Here is a 16400-nt window from a genome sequence, read left to right as displayed (position 1 = left end):
AAGTACGCCGTAACGGCATGCCGTTACGCGGGGACGCGTCTTGCTGGGTCTACCGCCCGCATGCCGCCCATCGCCGAGCCGAACAGCGGCGCCCGCGTCCCAAGCCCGGCAAGATCGGGCAGAACTCGCAGCTGCGTGACTTCATCCAGGACCACCTCACGCTGCGATGGAGCCCGGAACAGATCTGCCACGCTCTGCGTGCACGCTTTCCCGACCGGCCGGAGATGCACGTGACGCACGAGACCATCTACCAGGCCCTCTACGTCCAGGGCCGCGGAGAACTCCGCCGCGAGCTGACCCGAGCCCTGCGAACCGGTCGCGCACGGCGCCGGCCCCACCGACAGTCCTACAAGCGCCAGCCCCGCAGCATCCCGAACATGGTGATGATCAGCGATCGTCCCGCTGAGGCCGCCGACCGGGCCGTTCCCGGCCACTGGGAGGGCGACCTCATCATCGGCAAGGATCACAAGTCCTCGATCGGCACCCTCGTGGAGCGAGCCACCCGCTACGTCCTGCTCGTCCACCTGCCGGCCGGTCACAGCGCGGGCAACACCCGAGACGCGCTGGCCGAGACCGTGAAGGACCTGCCGCCGCACCTGCGGAAGTCTCTGACCTGGGACCAGGGCTCGGAGATGGCCGCCCACCAGGCATTCACCATCGCCACCGACATCCCCGTCTACTTCTGTAACCCCGGCAGCCCCTGGCAGCGCGGCTCGAACGAGAACACCAACGGCCTGCTGCGACAGTACTTCCCGAAAGGAACAGACCTGTCCGTCCACACCCGAGACCACCTGGACGCCGTCGCAGCCGAACTCAACAGCCGCCCACGCAAAACGCTCGGCTGGGAAACCCCAGCCGAGCGCCTCGCTAAGCTCCTGGCAACAGCCAGTTGATCACTTGTGTTGCAACGACCCCTCGAATTCGCCTCACTGGGCGGGGGCTCCGGCGTGTTCGCTGCGGGCGTGCGGAGCCGGGCCCCGGTACGGGCGGCCGTCGGGCTAATGTGTGCTCCGTACAGCGCGGCTGACCGCGTATTCAACTGACCGTTCGGAGGGACATAGCCGTGGAGGTCAAGATCGGCGTGCAGCACGCGCCCCGCGAGATCGTCTTCGAGAGCAAGCAGTCTCCCGAAGAGATCGAGAGCGCCGTGTCGGCCGCACTCGCCGACAGCGGCTCGAACATGCTCAACCTGGCCGACGAGCACGGCCGCAAGATCCTCGTGCCGGCGGACCGCGTCGCCTACGTCGAGATCGGCGAACACACGGGCCGCAAGGTGGGGTTCGGCACGATCTGAGCGTCCGGGCAACCTGTACGTCCGGCATTGCGGCGGCTTCCCGAATCTTTCGGGAAGCCGCCGTTTCGCGTGCGGGCCACACGGGGAGTACGGGAGCGACCGACCTGCACGGTGGCCGGACCGGCCGCCGTCCACTCCCGAGGAGGTCCCATGATCTGGGAGGCACTCGGCGCCATGGCACTGGGGCTCGCCATCGCCTATGCCGCCGCCCGGCGGCTTCCCGAGCGACTCCCCGGCCGCCCTCTCGTGCTCGCCACCGGCCCCGCGGCCGCGCTCCTGGGCGGGCTCATCTGCCACATCGTCCTCGGCGGCGGTCACGCCCTGGTGACGCTGACGGTCGCCGCGGTCGTGAGTGTGGCGATCCTCTCACTGCTGCTCGGTGAGAACGCCCGCCCGCCGCAGCGCCTTGGCCCCAAGGTGCCGAGCCCGCCGCACGTGTAGACGCGCGTAGCACCGCGGGAGCATTCCGCAAGCACGACCGGTCGCAGCACCGCCGGTTCCACCCGGGGAGTCCAGCACTGCCGGTCAGGCTGTCCGGTCAAGCCGGTCAAGCGCTGCCGACCCCGGTCCGTCGCTCGTTCGGGCGTCGGGTGCGGTGCCCGCCCCGGCTTCCCGCCTTGACGGCGTCCTGGGACGGGCCCTGGCCCGCGAACCGCACGTGCTCCGCTCAGGCCGCGAGTCCCAGCGCCGCCATGCGCTTGGTGTGCGCCTCGGTGATCCGGGAGAACATCCGGCCCACCTCCGCCAGGTCGAACCCGTCCGCGAGGCCGCCGACCAGCATCGTCGAGAGCGCGTCGCGGTCCGCGACCACGCGCTGCGCCTGTGAGAGGGCCTCCCCCATCAGCCTCCGCGCCCACAGCGCGAGCCTTCCGCCCACGCGTGGGTCCTCCTCGATGGCGCCCCGGACCTTCTCCACCGCGAAGCTGGAGTGCCCGCTGTCGTCGAGCACTCCCAGCACCAGCGCGCGGGTGTCGGAGTCCAGGCGCGTGGCGACCTCGCGGTAGAAGTCGGAGGCGATCGAGTCACCGACGTACGCCTTGATCAGACCCTCCAGCCAGTCCGACGGGGCCGTCTGCCGGTGGAACTCGTCCAGCGCGGCGGCGAAGGGCCGCATGGCCTCCGTCGGCTCGGCGTCGATCACGGACAGCCGGTCCCGCAGCTGCGCGAAGTGCTGGAACTCGGCGGAAGCCATGGACGCCAGCTGGGCCTTGTCGGCGAGCGTGGGCGCGAGCTTCGCGTCCTCCGCGAGGCGTTCGAAGGCGGCAAGCTCCCCGTAGGCCAGGGCACCCAGCAGATCCACCACGGCCGCGCGGTAGGTGGAGTCTGCGGACGCCTCTGCCCAGTCCTGGGTGGCGATCCCGGTGTGCACAGCCTCGGGGGTCTTCCCATTGGTCTCCATGCTGAGCACGATAGCCCGCGCCAACCGGCCCGGAAGCCCCTGGTTCAGGCCTCATCATCCCGCTGGGCACGCCACAGTGAACTCGTACACAACAATCGCCCCGGTACACATGCGCGGATCCGGGGTACAGTGATATTGGCTCCCGCCGGACGGCGGGATGCAGAACGCAACACTGCGGATGCCCGGTCGGAGGACGATCGGCTCCGACCCCGACCGCCCTCCGCGTGGCGCGTGTTTCCCCACACGTCCCGTGACCATGAGGGACCGCTCGCGTGAAGAGCGCTTGAGCGAGAGCCAGTGGTCCCGCACAGACCGGCGGGCAGGCAGGACGCCGCCCCCGCTGATGCGGTACGACCCTCCTCGCCGCCTCATCACGCGTCACACAGAAGAGGCCAGCATCCTGACCACCACGACTTTCCGCGAACTCGGAATCCTCTCCGAGACGGCCGAGGCCCTGGAGGCCGTCGGCATCAGCACTCCCTTCCCCATCCAGTCCATGACGCTCCCCGTCGCCCTCGCGGGCGGCGACGTCATCGGCCAGGCCAAGACCGGCACCGGCAAGACGCTGGGCTTCGGCCTTCCGCTGCTGGAGTCCGTCACCGTGCCCGCCGACGTGGAGTCCGGCAGGGCCGAGCCGGAGCTGCTCACCGATTCCCCGCAGGCGCTCATCGTCGTACCGACGCGTGAGCTGTGCCAGCAGGTCACGAACGACCTGCTGACCGCGGGCAAGGTGCGTAACGTCCGGGTCCTCCCGATCTACGGCGGCCGTGCGTACGAGCCGCAGGTCGAGGCCCTCAAGAAGGGCGTCGACGTCGTCGTCGGAACGCCCGGGCGGCTGCTCGACCTGGCGGGCCAGAAGAAGCTCCGGCTCTCCGACGTGCGCACACTCGTCCTGGACGAGGCCGACGAGATGCTCGACCTCGGCTTCCTCCCGGACGTCGAGAAGATCATCCAGATGCTGCCGGTGAAGCGGCAGACCATGCTCTTCTCGGCCACGATGCCGGGGCAGGTCATCTCCCTGGCCCGGCGTTACATGAACCGGCCCACGCACATCCGCGCGTCCGAGCCCGACGACGCCGGCCAGACTGTGGCCAACACCACACAGCACGCCTTCCGTGCCCACTCCCTCGACAAGCAGGAGATGGTCGCCCGCATCCTGCAGGCCGAGGGCTGCGAGCTCGCGATGATCTTCTGCCGTACGAAGCGGACGGCGGCCGACGTCGCGGACCAGCTCACCCGGCGGGGCTTCGCCGCGGGCGCCGTACACGGCGACCTGGGGCAGGGCGCCCGCGAGCAGGCGCTCCGCGCCTTCCGCAACGGCAAGGTCAACGTCCTGGTCTGCACTGACGTGGCGGCGCGCGGCATCGACGTCGACAACGTGACGCACGTCGTCAACTACCAGACCCCCGAGGACGAGAAGACCTACCTGCACCGCATCGGCCGCACCGGCCGGGCCGGCGCCTCCGGTACGGCCGTGACGCTCGTGGACTGGGACGACATCCCGCGCTGGCAGCTGATCAACAAGGCGCTGGAGCTCGGGCTCCCCGACCCGGAGGAGACCTACTCCACCTCCCCGCATCTCTACGAGGCACTCGGCATCCCCGAGGGCACCAAGGGCGTTCTGCCCCGTGGCGAGCGCACCCGCGCGGGCCTCAAGGCGGAGCAGGTCGAGGATCTGGGCGAGACGGGACGCGGTCCGGCACGAGGCCGCGGCGGACGCGGCGGCCCGGGCAAGGACGGCGAATCCGGCGAGCGGCCGAAGCGGGCCCGGCCGCCGCGCCAGCGGCGCCGTACCCGCAACGGCCGGCCCGTCGGTGACGAGGGCACGACGGCACCCGCGGCCGGTACTGCCGACGGCACCGCGGTGACTCCGGCAGCGGGCGCCGAAGGAGACGGCGGGGCGCGCAAGCCGCGCCGCAGGCGCCGTACGCGCGGAGGCGGCGGAGCGTCCGCGGGCGATGCCGGTTCCGCGGGCACCGCGACGGCCACCGCGACCGCCGCGGGCCCGCAGCGCGACGCGGCCGCCGAGGAGGGCGCCAAGCCGCGCCGCAGGCGCCGTACCCGCGCGGGCGGCGGCAACAGCGCGAAGGCGGCACAGCAGCCCGAGGCGAGCCCCGAGAGCTGACCGGCCGCCCGGATCACCTGCGAGGCCCGGCACCCCTGATCACGGGGTGCCGGGCCTCGTTCGTTCCGCCGGAGGCTCGTGCGCGGCGCTGTCACGGGATGTGCGCAGCGGTAGCGTCCTCGTATGAGCAAGCCGCCGTTCCTCGGGCTGCCGCCCGCAGTCCGCGCCCACCGGCTGTCCACCGCGCGCGGTGAGTTCGCCGTGCACGAGGCGGGCGAGCCCCGGCTGGGCACCGCGCTGCTGGTGCCGGGCTTCACCGGCAGCAAGGAGGACTTCATCGCCCTGCTGGACCCTCTCGCCGGCATGGGCTACCGCGTCGTGGCGGTCGACGGCCGCGGCCAGTACGAGACGGAGGGCCCGCGCGAGGAGTCCGCGTACGCGCAGCCCGAGCTGGCCCGGGACGTGCTGGCACTCGCGGAAGCACTCCTGGAGGGCGCGGAGTCCCCCGGGCCGGCGGCGGGCGTCCATCTGCTGGGGCACTCGCTGGGCGGCCTCGTCTCGCGCGCCGCGGTGCTGCGTGACTCCTCGCTGTTCGCTTCCCTGACTCTCATGAGCAGCGGTCCTGCCGCGGTCTCCACGTCCCAGCAGCGGCGCCTGAAGATGCTCCTCGGAGCGCTCGGGGTGATGGAGATGGAGGAGATCTGGCAGGCGATGCTCGAACTGGACCCGGTCGAGGCCGCCGACGAGGAGACACCTCCCGATGTCGCCGAGTTCCTGCACCGGCGCTGGATGGCCCACGTACCGGAGCAACTCTCCGCCACCGCACAGCAGTTGATCACCGAGCCGGACAGGGTCGACGAACTCGCCGCGGCCGTCTCCGGACGGCCGGACCCCCTCCCGGTCCATGTGCTCTCAGGCTCGGTGGACTACGCATGGCCGGTGCCGCTGCTCGACGAGACGGCCGTCCGGCTCGGCGCCGTACGCACCGTCGTGGCCGGCGCCGGGCACTCGCCGAACGCCGAACGGCCCGGGGAGACGGCACGCGCGCTCGCGTCCTTCTGGAGCGAAGGAGCGGGCGGGAACGGGGGCGGCGACAGCGACGGCGACGAAGGCCGGGACGGCGGTCCGGGCGGCGTCAGCCCCTGACGGGACCCCTCAGCGGCGCGGCGCCGGAGGCACGGGCCACGATCTCCTCGTAGACCCCGGGATCGGTGGTGTGCTCGCCCAGGCGGCAGCTCTTGCGGCTGCCGTGGTAGTCGCTGGAGCCGGTGGCGAGCAGCCCGAGGTCGGCGGCGAGCGCGTGCAGCCGGGCGCGGGTCGCCGGCTCGTGGTCCATGTGGTCGGCCTCGATGCCGTCGAGACCGGCGGCGGCCAGATCCGCGATGGCGCTCTCCGGTACACACTGGCCGCGCTTGGCGGCGAGCGGATGCGCGAAGACCGCCACGCCGCCCGCGCCCTTGATCAGACGCAGCGCGTCGAACGGGTCGAGCTCGTGCTTCTCGGCGTACGCCCTGCCGTCGTTGGCGATCCACTCCGCCGTGAAGGCGTCCGAGACGCTACCGACGACGCCCGCCTCGACCATTGCCGTAGCGATGTGCGGACGGCCGACGGCTCCGTCGCCGGCGATCTCGGCCACCCGCTCCCACGTCACGGGGACGCCCAGCTCGCGCAGGTTGCTCACCATGGTGCGGGCACGGGGGACGCGGTCGTCGCGTACGAGTTCGCGCTCCCGGGCGAGCTCCGGCTCGGCCGGGTCGAAGAGGTAGGCCAGCATGTGCAGGCTCACGCCGTCCAGGCGGCAGGAGAGCTCGGCCCCGGTGACCAGCGTGAGGCCCGGGGGCAGGGCGCGCGCGGCGGCGTCGTGGCCCGAGACGGTGTCGTGGTCGGTCAGGGCGACGACGTCGAGACCGGCGGACGCCGCGCCCCGGACGAGCTCCGCAGGGGTGTCCGTGCCGTCCGAGGCGGTGGAGTGGGTGTGCAGGTCGATGCGCACGAGAAGGGCTCCAGCTGCGGACGAGGGGGCGGACGGGCCGTACGGCGGCGGGTGTCACCAGGATAGCCGCGCAGCGGAGACGTCCCGTGGCGGGCGGCCCGGGACGGCAGAAGGCGGGTGTCCGGGTCAGGAGATGATGCGCGGCGAGAGCGCGCCGCAGGGCAGCAGGTCGACCTCGGCACCGGCGTCGCGCAGATCGGTGAGTACGAGCTCGTCGTACAGCAGCAGCCCCGACTGCTCGGGCCAGACGATCGCCCACAGCCACAGTCCGCACGCCTCGCCCGCGAAAACGGCACGGTCGTCGGCCGTCCCCGTCACGTGCCACAGCGGCGTGGGCCGCCCCGCGGCGAGCACCTTCACCGGCGGCGGCTGGTCCACGCGCATGCCCGGCCCGGGGTCGGGGCCGTCGACACCCGCGTACCGGGCACCGAGGCCGACGCCCAACTCCTCGGCCACCAGGATGAGTTCACCCGGGCCTCCGAGCGGGCCGGGCCCCGAGCAGGCCACCGCCGTCGCGCGGCCGCCGCTGCGGTCGTCGCCCGCGCAGGCCACACCGGAGAAGAGCCAGCCGACCGGCAGCGGCCACGGCATCCAGACGGGCACCTTCGTACGGCCCACTGCCACGGCGAGAGCTTCGACGCTGGGGGGAACGACGGGCTGCAGCGGATGCACCGTGCCGTGCAGGTCGCACTGCCAGGTGTCTGCGAAGAGTCCGGGCGCGCGCACCCGGCCACCGCACTTCGGGCAACTGGGTTCGCCCCTCATGTTGAACAACGGTGCTCCCCGGTGAGGCCCGCGTCAAGGACGATCACCCATGGCCTCTCCACAGACCCCGGCCGGAGTGGGCCGCCGGGCCGGCGCCGGGGCTCAGCCGTCGAGCGGTACGGCCTCGCGGTGCGGGTCCCGCAGGTCGGTGCCGTACCGGAGCCAGCGCTCCTGCAGGGCCTCCGCGCCCCGCGCCCGTTTCCAGGCCGCCTCGTTCGGCGTCATCGGCAGCAGCGGCAGGAAACGGACAGGGTCGAGAGGCGGGTCGAGCTCCAAGTCCTCGACCAGGCCGCCCGGTTCGGCCACGAGAACGGACGTGAAGGGGGCCTGGGGCCAGAGCGGTTCACCGACGTCCAGGGAGGCGCCCGGCGCGACGACGACACCCTCGACCTGCGGTGAGGCCGCGAGCACGGCCAGCGGCCGCAGCACCTTGTCGGTCGCGGCGGCACCGGCCCGCACCGACAGCACCAGTTCCGCGCGCGGTCCGCGCTCCGGGTCGGCGAGCGCGGCGGCAGGCTCGGTCATCGGGGCGGCGGACATTCCGAGGGTGGCGTAGCGCACGAGGTCCTCGTCGGGGAAGCGCAGCACCTCGATCCGCTCGGTGCCGAGGAACGTCACCGATGCCCGTGCGTCCGGCTCACCCAGCGCCGAACGCAGCCGTGCCTCCACCAAGTCCGTGACGTCAGCCATGACGCGAGCATAGGCCGCGTAAGGACAAGGCAAAGAGATGCGTCCGGCGACCCGAACGGACACCGGGCCCTCTGACCGGTGTTACCGTTGGCTGCTGGTCAGACATGCGAATCGTCCCCTGCCCGGGGACCGGCCGGAGGAGGTGGGACTGACATGGATCCGAGTCGACCGTGCAGTACCAACTGCTCTTCCGTGGCAAGGTCGCGTCCCCACTCCTGAGCGCCCTACTCCCCAGCCGTTTCAACGGTGAAACCTCGCTGGGAAGGTTTTTCTCCGGGCAGTTCTCCAACGGGTCCCGCAGGACGCGCGAGGCGGAAGAGCACAGAGCTTCGCTCCCCCTCCGTCCCGACAGCGAACCACCCAACGCCGTCGCGACCGGCACCGAGCGGTACCCGCTTTGCAGACCTCCGGCCGTGCGCCGCACGAATCCGTAGGCCCACATTCCGGGCAGCGCTGAGCCGGGCCGCGGCACGGCACCGACAAGGAGCTCAGCATGTCGATGATCCGAGACCTGCGCGCCGCCGTCCGCCCGTCCCTGCGCAAGGGACGCCGCTCGGCGTACCCGTACGAGAACACCCGCACCGACACGGCCGGCACCGCAGTCGTCGACTGCGCGGTCTACCGCGACGGGCGCCGCATCGAGGCCCAGGTGATGCCGGACGAGGCACTCCGGCGCGTGCGCGCGAGCGGCGGCCGCGAATTCGTGTGGATCGGTCTGCACGAGCCCACGGAGCGGGAGTTCTCCGGCATCGCCACGGAGTACGGGCTGCACCCGCTCGCCGTGGAGGACGCGGTGCACGCACACCAGCGCCCGAAGCTGGAGCGCTACGACGACAGCGTGTTCACCGTGTTCAAGACCATCCACTACGTGGAGCACGCCGAACTCACCGCCACCAGCGAGGTCGTGGAGACCGGCGAGGTGATGTGCTTCACCGGCCGGGACTACATCATCACGGTGCGGCACGGCGGCCAGGGCTCGCTGCGCGCCCTGCGGCACCGCATGGAGGACGACGCGGAACTGCTCGCCAAAGGCCCCTCGGTGGTGCTGCACGCGATCGCCGACCAGACGGTGGACGGCTATCTCGCCGTGGCCGACGCCGTACAGGACGACATCGACGAGGTGGAGATCGAGGTCTTCTCCAACACCACGAGTAACGGGCGCCGCGGCGGCGACGCGGGGCGCATCTACCAGCTCAAGCGCGAGGTGCTGGAGTTCAAGCGTGCCGTCTCACCGCTGCTGCGGCCGATGCAGCTTGTCAGCGAACGGCCCATGCAGGTCATCGACCCGGAGATCCAGAAGTACTTCCGTGACGTCGCCGACCACCTGACGCGGGTCAACGAGCAGGTGCTGGGCTTCGACGACCTCCTCAACTCGATCCTCCAGGCCAACCTCGCGCAGGCGACCGTCGCCCAGAACGAGGACATGCGCAAGATCACTTCGTGGGCCGCCATCTTCGCCGTGCCGACGATGATCGCCGGCATCTACGGGATGAACTTCGACTACATGCCTGAACTGGGCTGGAAATACGCCTATCCCACGGTGATGGGCGTCACGGTGACGATCTGCGTCGCCATCTACCGCGGCTTCAAGCGGAACGGGTGGCTCTGACCGGCTACGCCGACGGACGGAGTTGACGTACCGCGTTGACAGCCGGTGGCGACAGGCGGCCACGGCGCCACCGGCACGTGGGCCCCTCCGCCCGGTAGCCTGCGTTCATGACGCTGCTCGATCAGGCCCTTATCGAGGAGGCCAGCAAGAAGTCCGGCCTCATCTGGGTGCGCGGCCCGGAGGGCCCTGCCCGCTCCCTGTGGCACGTGTGGCACGACGGTGCCGTGTGTGTCGTAGGCGGCGGACCGCTCGAACAACCCCTGGACGGCCTCGGGTTGACGGACGGGGGCACCGCCACGGTCAGTGTGCGCAGCAAGGACAAGGGCGGTCGCCTGGTGGTCTGGCCCGCGCGCGTCGTCGAGTTGGCGCCGCGCGGCGAACGCTGGGAGACGGTCGTCGGCGAGCTGAGAAGCAAGCGGCTCAACGCGCCGGACTTCCCCACCGTCGCGGAACGCTGGGCCAGTGAGTGCCGGGTGCTGCGGCTGGAGCCGGCGGGAGCGCCCGTGCAGAAGCCGGGTGCGATGCCGGACGGTTCGCAGGCGGCCGTGCCCGCTCCGACGCCCGCGACGACCCGCAGGCGCATCCCCGCGGGGCTGCCCAAGCTGCTGTTCCGCAGGCGGCGGCAGCACGGCACGTAGCAGGAGCGCGAACATGCGTATGCCACCGCCGATGCGCCGGCGGCCGATGCCGGAGCCGCCGGCAGGCGCGAGAGCTTGAAGACCGGACGCCTGAAGGCTCAGCCCTTGTTCGCGACGATCTTCTTGCCGTAGTCCACGACTTGCTGCTTCGCGGGAGCCTCCAGCTCGAACTCCTTGTTCCAGTCGTCGAGTTCGAGAGTGCCCGCCCCGCCCGCACGCTGGATGCGCAGCGGGTACGGCGTGCCGAGCAGCGAGACGTCGACGACGCTGCCGCTTCCCCCTTGCACGCGTACCGTCTTGACGCCCCCGACCTCGCTACGCTCGCCGGTCTCGCGCTTGCCGTTCATCACCAGCAGCCCTTCCAGCAGCACTCGCATGTCGGCGAAACCACTGAGCTGCTTGTACGCCGGGTCTTCCGGCGGCACTTTGACGTACTTGCCGTCCAGCTTCCCCGCTGCCTGCACATCGGACCGGGACGGCTGCTTGCCGCCCTTCTCCTGCCGCGCCCAGAAGCCGGCGTCGGCCTTGAGATACAGGTGCTTGCCCATGCGCAGGAGCCAGAAGGTGGAACCGCCCTTGGTCGCGACCTTGCCCATCGCGCCGTCGCGCTGCAGCCGCATGTCCAGACGGTAGGTCTGGCCCTTGCTGACGACGGTGCCGGAGAGCTTGACCGAGTCGGCCTGCTCGGCGGCGGCCCGCGCCTTCTTCTCGATCTTGGACGCGGAGAGCTTGCCGACCCCGTTGGTGCCGGCGTCGGGATCGCCGGCTCCGCACGCTGCGAGCGCCACTGTGAGTCCCACGCAGACGGCCCCCTTGAGGACCATGCTTCCTCGTGTGTCCCCTGCCTTCGGCGGGATGGCCACATGAGCGCGTCCAACCACGTCGGCAACCTCCTGGAGATCGAGCCGGAAACCGCACCCTACCGGTGCGCGCACCCGGTTGCGGACGGCAGCCGTCCGGACCATCGCACACGCTCTCACCGGGCGCCGCCGGGCTAGGCTGAAGGCGGCAAAGGGTGCTTTTGCACCGGAGCACGTACGGACGAGGAGGGCCCGACCGATGGCCGCAGGCGCCTCCCGGGTCTTCGTGTCTCACCTCTCCGGCATCGCCGTCTTCGACCCGAACGGCGACCAGGTGGGGCGGGTGCGCGACGTCGTCGTCATGCTGCGCGGCCAGCCCGCCCCGGGAGCGGGCAGCCCGCAGCGGGAGCGCCCGCCGAGCGTGCTCGGCCTGGTGGTCGAAGTGGTAAGCAGGCGACGGGTGTTCCTCCCGATGACGCGGGTGACGGGCGTGGAGTCCGGCCAGGTCATCACCACCGGAGTCGTGAACATGCGGCGCTTCGAACAGCGCCCGTCCGAGACCCTCGTCCTGGGTGAGCTGCTGGACCGTCAGGTGTCCCTGGTGGAGACCGGCGAGCAGGTCACCGTCCTCGACGTCGGAATTCAGCAGCTGCCGGCCAGGCGCGACTGGCAGATCGACAAGGTGTTCGTGCGGCGGCTGCGGCGCGGCAAGGGAGGCGCGCTCCGGCGGCGGGGCGAAGCCCTGACCGTCGAGTGGTCGGCGGTGACCGGCTTCGCTCTCGAGGAGAGGGAACAGGGAGCGGCGACTCTGCTGGCCACCTTCGAGCGCATGCGCCCCGCGGACATCGCCAACACCGTCCACCATCTCACCCCGAAGCGCCGGGTCGAGGTCGCGGCCGCGCTCGACGACGACCGCCTCGCCGACGTACTGGAGGAGCTTCCCACCGACGACCAGGTCGAGCTCCTCGACGAGCTGCCGGACGAACGCGCCGCGGACGTACTGGAGGCCATGGACCCCGACGACGCCGCCGACCTGCTCTCCGAGCTCGCCGAGCACGACAAGGAGCGGCTGCTCCAGCTGATGCGGCCCCAGGACGCGGCGCCCGTACGGCGGCTGCTGTCGTACGAGGAGGGCACCGCCGGGAACATGATGACGACGGAGCCCATCGTGCTGCAGCCCGACGACACCGTGGCGCTCGCGCTCGCGCGCGTGCGCAACGCCGACCTGTCCGCCCCGCTGGCCGCGCAGGTCTTCGTCTGCCGGCCGCCCGACGAGACGCCGACGGGGAAGTATCTGGGGCTCGTCCACTTCCAGCGACTGCTGCGGGACCCGCCGTTCACCCTCGTCGGCTCGATCGTCGACACCGATCTGCGCCCGCTGCCGCCGGAGACCACGCTGCCGGCGGTGAGCAGCTATCTGGCGACGTACAACATCGTGGCAGCACCGGTGGTGGACGAGGGCGGGCATCTGCTGGGCGCCGTCACCGTCGACGACGTCCTGGACCATCTGCTGCCGGACGACTGGCGTGAGGAGGCCGCGCAGCGGTTGCCCATTGCCGGCGGACCGCGAGCGGAGGGAGTCGTACGGTATGGCGGCTGAACGGGACAAGGACCGGGAGCGGGAGAGGAGCCGCGACCGGTGGCGCGACCGCGAACGCGATCTGGAGAGGGAACGTGAACGCGAGCGGGACCGGGAACTGGAAGTGGCCCGCGAGCGCGAGCGGGAGCGCAGCACGCGTGGTCGTCTGGACGTGCCGCGCGCCCCGCGGCGGAGGCTGCTCCCGGAGTACGACCCGGACGCGTTCGGCCGGCTGTCGGAGGAGATCGCGCGCTTCCTGGGCACGGGACGGTTCATCGTCTGGATGACGTTCGTCGTCACGGTCTGGATCATCTGGAACGTGGTGATGCCGGCGCCGCTGCGCTTCGACGAATACCCCTTCATCTTCCTGACCCTCGCCCTGTCGCTGCAGGCGTCGTACGCGGCGCCGCTGATCCTGCTCGCTCAGAACCGGCAGGACGACCGGGACCGGGTCAATCTGGAACAGGACCGGAAGCAGAACGAACGCAGCATCGCCGACACCGAGTTCCTCACCCGCGAGATCGCGTCGCTCCGGATGGGTCTCGGTGAGGTCGCCACCCGTGACTGGATCCGTTCGGAACTGCAGGAGCTGGTCAAGGACCTGGAGCAGACGGGTCGGATGGACCGCGACGCCGAGCAGACCGTGACCCGAACCGGAGGTCCGCCGCCCGGCATGTGATGCACGCCATACGGGCCTTCCGGTGTCCGGGCGCTCCGGACCGTCCATGACCTCGGTTCCGCCGGTTGTCTCCGCCGGTTCCCCGCACCCCGGGGCTTCGGGGGCTCCGCCGGGCGGCCGTACCATTTCCGCATGGCTACCGACACTCCCCCAGAGTCCGTACGGGAGGGGGATCCCTCTGCGACCCCTCCCACCGAGGACGCAGTACGTGCCGCGCTGGCGACGGTGGACGACCCGGAGATCCACCGGCCGATCACCGACCTCGGCATGGTGAAGTCCATCGGTATCGCACCCGACGGCGCCGTCGACGTCGGGATCTATCTGACGGTTTCCGGCTGTCCCCTACGCGAGACGATCACCGCGAACGTGACCGAGGCCGTCCAGGGCGTCGCGGGCGTCACCCGCGTCTCCGTCGAACTCGACGTGATGAGTGACGAACAGCGCCGCGAGCTCGCCTCGTCGCTGCGCGGCGGCAAAGCCGAACGTGAAGTCCCCTTCGCCCAGCCCAGCTCGCTGACCCGCGTCTACTGCGTGGCCTCCGGCAAGGGCGGAGTCGGCAAGTCCTCGGTGACGGTCAACCTGGCCGCGTCGCTGGCGGCCGAGGGCCAGAAGGTGGGCGTGGTCGACGCCGACATCTACGGACACTCCGTACCGCGGATGCTGGGCACCGACGGCCGGCCGACACAGGTCGAGGACATGATCATGCCGCCCTCGGCTCATGGCGTGAAGGTCATCTCGATCGGCATGTTCACGCCCGGCAACTCCCCCGTGGTGTGGCGCGGTCCGATGCTCCACCGCGCCCTCCAGCAGTTCCTCGCGGACGTCTACTGGGGCGACCTGGACGTGCTGCTGCTCGACCTGCCGCCCGGCACCGGCGACATCGCGATCTCGGTCGCCCAGCTCGTGCCCAACGCGGAGATCCTGGTCGTCACCACCCCGCAGCAGGCGGCCGCGGAGGTCGCGGAGCGCGCGGGCTCCATCGCCGTGCAGACGCACCAGAAGGTCGTCGGCGTCATCGAGAACATGTCGGGCATGCCCTGCCCGCACTGCGACGAGATGGTCGACGTCTTCGGCACCGGCGGCGGGCAGCGGGTTGCCGAGGGACTGACGAAGACGACCGGCACCGAGGTGCCGGTGCTGGGCGGCATCCCGATCGACCTGCGGCTGCGTGAGGGCGGCGACGAGGGCAAGCCCGTCGTGCTCAGCGACCCGGACTCGCCGGCGGGCGCGGCTCTGCGCGACATCGCCGGCAAGATCGGCGCACGTCAGCGCGGTCTGTCGGGCATGTCGCTGGGGCTCACGCCGACCAACAAGTTCTGACGGCGGCCGCCCAGCGGAAGCCGCGGGCCCGGCAAGGCCCTCAAGGCCGGCAAGGGTTGCGTACGCGCACGAGGGGCGTCCCCGATGTGGGGGACGCCCCTCGTGATTTGCCTCACACGCCTTGGGCGCGGGTCACTGCTGGTAGCTGGTGATGTCCTTGACGACGGCGAAACCCAGCCCGTACGCGCTCATGCCGCGCCCGTACGCTCCGATGTGCACGCCTTCCTGTGCCGCTCCGGCGAGCACCCACCCGTACTCGGACTCGCGGTAGTGGAAGTCGGTGGGGACTCCGTCCACGGGCAGGGTCAGCGTGGACCATCCGGCACCGCCCAGGTCGTCGGCGAGCTCCCAGGCCACGACCGTCTGCTGGTCGAGCCAGTCCTGCCGGAGTCCGCGCTCCATCTCCTGCGGCCACGTGCACGACAACAGCCCCGAGCCGGCGAGCCATGCCGCGGTCGACACGGATGTCGCCTCCAGCACCCCGGTGCCGTCCGCGCTGCGCCGTACCGGCCGGCTCGCGACCGTGACGGCGACCGCGAAGCGCTGGTTGGCCGGATTGGCCTCGACCTTGAGTGAGGGCACTTCGCCGTGCCCCGTCGAACCGTGCTCGACGGTGCCGTCCGCCGTCGTACCTACCTGCATCAGCCAGCGTGGTCCGGTGAACGCCTCATCGAGGCCGTACCACGGGAAGGAAGCCGTCAGGAACCCGTCCACAGCCCGCTCGGCACCGGTCTCTTCCGGTGCGGCGGGCCCGGGTTCACCAGCCACCCGACTCGTCGTCTCCATCTGTGCGACGCCTCCTCAATGCCCTGTGCCACGGGCAGCCTGCCCCCCTCGGACGGCGAACCCCGGACACAGGGAGGATAGCCACCCGGGTCCGCCGTTTCGGGCATGACCAAAAAACGGCCCTTCATCAGGGACGTGAGATGCGCCTCTCAGGTGACCCGCGTGAGGCAGATGATGCGGGCGATGCGCGATGTGCCGCGGTATGTGACCCGAAAGATTCAGGTCGCGTCCGCGTCGAAGGGCGGTGGCTCGTCCTTCGGGCGCTTCCGGGGGCTCTCCTTGCTGAGCGGATCGGACGTGTCCAGGCCGGTGGCCGCCCCGCCCTTGCTCAGGCTCGTACGGCTGCCGCTGCCGCCGCTGCCGCGTGCGCCGACGCTCTTGGTGCCGTTGACCGCGTCGGTGACCTCCGCCATGTCGTCACGGAAGTCGAAGCTGTTGCGGATCTCCTTGACGCCCAGCTCGTCGCCGTCGAGCAGGTGCTTGCGGGCGAAGTTCTTCGGGTTCAGATCCTCGAACTCGAAGTCCTTGAACTCCGGCCCCAGCTCGGAGCGGATGTCGTCCTTGGCGTTCTCGGAGAACTGACGCACCTTGCGGATGAATCCGGACACGTCCTGGATCACCTTGGGCAGCTTCTCCGGCCCGAAGACGAGAACAGCAAGGATGACGAGCGCGACCAGCTCTAGGGGTCCTATGTCGAAGAACACCTTGCAGCTCCCTCATCCTCATCGTTCGCGGGCAGTGCCACGGCCCGCTCTCACGGTACCCGGAGTGCGGGCCACGGTG

Annotated in this window: 17 protein-coding genes; 10 read left to right on the top strand and 7 right to left on the bottom strand. The window is 70.9% G+C overall.

The window, feature by feature from the left end:
- From AN215_RS23600 to AN215_RS23590, 3 genes are all read left to right on the top strand, one after another.
- Positions 1 to 893 (top strand): IS30 family transposase (locus tag AN215_RS23600; protein WP_070031275.1); only part of this gene is annotated, 893 nt, incomplete at its 5' end.
- A 170-nt stretch (positions 894 to 1063) separates the two neighbouring features.
- Entirely contained in the window at positions 1064 to 1294 is a 231-nt protein-coding gene (locus AN215_RS23595; RefSeq protein ID WP_070011094.1) for a DUF3107 domain-containing protein, read from the top strand.
- A gap of 150 nt (positions 1295 to 1444) precedes the next feature.
- The gene (locus tag AN215_RS23590; protein WP_070011095.1) at positions 1445 to 1735 is read left to right on the top strand and encodes a hypothetical protein; all 291 of its coding nucleotides are present in this window, start codon (positions 1445 to 1447) and stop codon (positions 1733 to 1735) included.
- A 226-nt stretch (positions 1736 to 1961) separates the two neighbouring features.
- On the opposite strand, the gene AN215_RS23585 is transcribed toward AN215_RS23590, so the two are convergent.
- The gene (locus tag AN215_RS23585) at positions 1962 to 2693 is read right to left on the bottom strand and encodes a ferritin-like fold-containing protein (RefSeq protein ID WP_070011424.1); all 732 of its coding nucleotides are present in this window, start codon (positions 2691 to 2693) and stop codon (positions 1962 to 1964) included.
- A gap of 343 nt (positions 2694 to 3036) precedes the next feature.
- Between AN215_RS23585 and AN215_RS23580 the strand changes: the two genes are divergently transcribed.
- Entirely contained in the window at positions 3037 to 4818 is a 1782-nt protein-coding gene (locus AN215_RS23580; RefSeq protein WP_070031244.1) for a DEAD/DEAH box helicase, read from the top strand.
- Between the two features lie 123 nt (positions 4819 to 4941).
- The gene (locus tag AN215_RS23575) at positions 4942 to 5904 is read left to right on the top strand and encodes an alpha/beta fold hydrolase (RefSeq protein WP_070011097.1); all 963 of its coding nucleotides are present in this window, start codon (positions 4942 to 4944) and stop codon (positions 5902 to 5904) included.
- Here AN215_RS23575 and AN215_RS23570 read toward each other — a convergent pair.
- The 3 genes from AN215_RS23570 to AN215_RS23560 all read right to left on the bottom strand — a co-directional run bounded on the left by AN215_RS23570 (position 5894) and on the right by AN215_RS23560 (position 8206).
- Positions 5894 to 6751: a PHP domain-containing protein gene (locus AN215_RS23570; protein WP_070011098.1), complete on the bottom strand. Its 858-nt coding sequence runs from the start codon at positions 6749 to 6751 to the stop codon at positions 5894 to 5896. The two genes, AN215_RS23575 and AN215_RS23570, sit on opposite strands and share 11 nt — an antisense overlap.
- Before the next feature lie 126 nt (positions 6752 to 6877).
- Entirely contained in the window at positions 6878 to 7516 is a 639-nt protein-coding gene (locus tag AN215_RS23565) for a DUF6758 family protein (protein WP_070011425.1), read from the bottom strand.
- 102 nt (positions 7517 to 7618) lie between these two features.
- Positions 7619 to 8206 (bottom strand): suppressor of fused domain protein, encoded by a 588-nt coding sequence (locus AN215_RS23560; protein WP_070011099.1) that lies wholly within the window; start codon positions 8204 to 8206, stop codon positions 7619 to 7621.
- 493 nt (positions 8207 to 8699) lie between these two features.
- Between AN215_RS23560 and AN215_RS23555 the strand changes: the two genes are divergently transcribed.
- Together AN215_RS23555 and AN215_RS23550 are read left to right on the top strand one after the other, a co-directional pair.
- On the top strand, positions 8700 to 9815 hold the full coding sequence (locus AN215_RS23555; RefSeq protein WP_070011100.1) for a magnesium and cobalt transport protein CorA: 1116 nt from the start codon (positions 8700 to 8702) through the stop codon (positions 9813 to 9815).
- Positions 9816 to 9922: 107 nt separating this feature from the next.
- Positions 9923 to 10453, top strand: a complete 531-nt coding sequence (locus tag AN215_RS23550) for a hypothetical protein (RefSeq protein WP_070011101.1) — start codon at positions 9923 to 9925, stop codon at positions 10451 to 10453.
- A gap of 98 nt (positions 10454 to 10551) precedes the next feature.
- Here AN215_RS23550 and AN215_RS23545 read toward each other — a convergent pair whose 3' ends face one another.
- Positions 10552 to 11277 (bottom strand): hypothetical protein, encoded by a 726-nt coding sequence (locus AN215_RS23545; protein ID WP_070011102.1) that lies wholly within the window; start codon positions 11275 to 11277, stop codon positions 10552 to 10554.
- 235 nt (positions 11278 to 11512) lie between these two features.
- On the opposite strand from AN215_RS23545, the gene AN215_RS23540 reads away from it, so the two are divergent.
- The 3 genes from AN215_RS23540 to AN215_RS23530 all read left to right on the top strand — a co-directional run bounded on the left by AN215_RS23540 (position 11513) and on the right by AN215_RS23530 (position 14831).
- Complete coding sequence (locus AN215_RS23540; RefSeq protein ID WP_070011103.1) at positions 11513 to 12853, top strand: magnesium transporter MgtE N-terminal domain-containing protein; 1341 nt, start codon at positions 11513 to 11515, stop codon at positions 12851 to 12853.
- The gene (locus tag AN215_RS23535) at positions 12843 to 13511 is read left to right on the top strand and encodes a DUF1003 domain-containing protein (protein WP_079123347.1); all 669 of its coding nucleotides are present in this window, start codon (positions 12843 to 12845) and stop codon (positions 13509 to 13511) included. Before AN215_RS23540 ends, AN215_RS23535 begins: the two co-directional genes overlap by 11 nt.
- 132 nt (positions 13512 to 13643) lie before the next feature.
- Positions 13644 to 14831 (top strand): Mrp/NBP35 family ATP-binding protein, encoded by a 1188-nt coding sequence (locus AN215_RS23530; RefSeq protein ID WP_079123346.1) that lies wholly within the window; start codon positions 13644 to 13646, stop codon positions 14829 to 14831.
- 132 nt (positions 14832 to 14963) lie between these two features.
- Here the strand turns inward: AN215_RS23530 and AN215_RS23525 are convergent, their stop codons facing one another.
- Positions 14964 to 15617, bottom strand: a complete 654-nt coding sequence (locus tag AN215_RS23525; protein ID WP_070011105.1) for a hypothetical protein — start codon at positions 15615 to 15617, stop codon at positions 14964 to 14966.
- A gap of 218 nt (positions 15618 to 15835) precedes the next feature.
- Entirely contained in the window at positions 15836 to 16321 is a 486-nt protein-coding gene (locus AN215_RS23520) for a sec-independent translocase (protein ID WP_070011106.1), read from the bottom strand.
- Between the last annotated feature and the right edge of the window lie 79 nt (positions 16322 to 16400).

Source organism: Streptomyces abyssalis (assembly GCF_001751365.1).
GTDB classification, from domain to species: Bacteria; Actinomycetota; Actinomycetes; order Streptomycetales; family Streptomycetaceae; genus Streptomyces; species Streptomyces abyssalis.
This window is presented reverse-complemented; position numbering and strand designations above follow the sequence as displayed.

Excerpts from the sequence above, each read along its gene's own strand:
- AN215_RS23580 (WP_070031244.1), top strand. The coding sequence starts at position 3,037 with ATGCGGTACGACCCTCCTCGCCGCCTCATCACGCGTCACACAGAAGAG.
- AN215_RS23575 (WP_070011097.1), top strand. The coding sequence starts at position 4,942 with ATGAGCAAGCCGCCGTTCCTCGGGCTGCCGCCCGCAGTCCGCGCCCAC.
- AN215_RS23545 (WP_070011102.1), bottom strand. The coding sequence starts at position 11,277 with ATGGTCCTCAAGGGGGCCGTCTGCGTGGGACTCACAGTGGCGCTCGCA.
- AN215_RS23530 (WP_079123346.1), top strand. The coding sequence starts at position 13,644 with ATGGCTACCGACACTCCCCCAGAGTCCGTACGGGAGGGGGATCCCTCT.
- AN215_RS23550 (WP_070011101.1), top strand. The coding sequence starts at position 9,923 with ATGACGCTGCTCGATCAGGCCCTTATCGAGGAGGCCAGCAAGAAGTCC.
- AN215_RS23565 (WP_070011425.1), bottom strand. The coding sequence starts at position 7,516 with ATGAGGGGCGAACCCAGTTGCCCGAAGTGCGGTGGCCGGGTGCGCGCG.
- AN215_RS23535 (WP_079123347.1), top strand. The coding sequence starts at position 12,843 with ATGGCGGCTGAACGGGACAAGGACCGGGAGCGGGAGAGGAGCCGCGAC.
- AN215_RS23590 (WP_070011095.1), top strand. The coding sequence starts at position 1,445 with ATGATCTGGGAGGCACTCGGCGCCATGGCACTGGGGCTCGCCATCGCC.
- AN215_RS23525 (WP_070011105.1), bottom strand. The coding sequence starts at position 15,617 with ATGGAGACGACGAGTCGGGTGGCTGGTGAACCCGGGCCCGCCGCACCG.
- AN215_RS23540 (WP_070011103.1), top strand. The coding sequence starts at position 11,513 with ATGGCCGCAGGCGCCTCCCGGGTCTTCGTGTCTCACCTCTCCGGCATC.
- AN215_RS23585 (WP_070011424.1), bottom strand. The coding sequence starts at position 2,693 with ATGGAGACCAATGGGAAGACCCCCGAGGCTGTGCACACCGGGATCGCC.
- AN215_RS23555 (WP_070011100.1), top strand. The coding sequence starts at position 8,700 with ATGTCGATGATCCGAGACCTGCGCGCCGCCGTCCGCCCGTCCCTGCGC.
- AN215_RS23560 (WP_070011099.1), bottom strand. The coding sequence starts at position 8,206 with ATGGCTGACGTCACGGACTTGGTGGAGGCACGGCTGCGTTCGGCGCTG.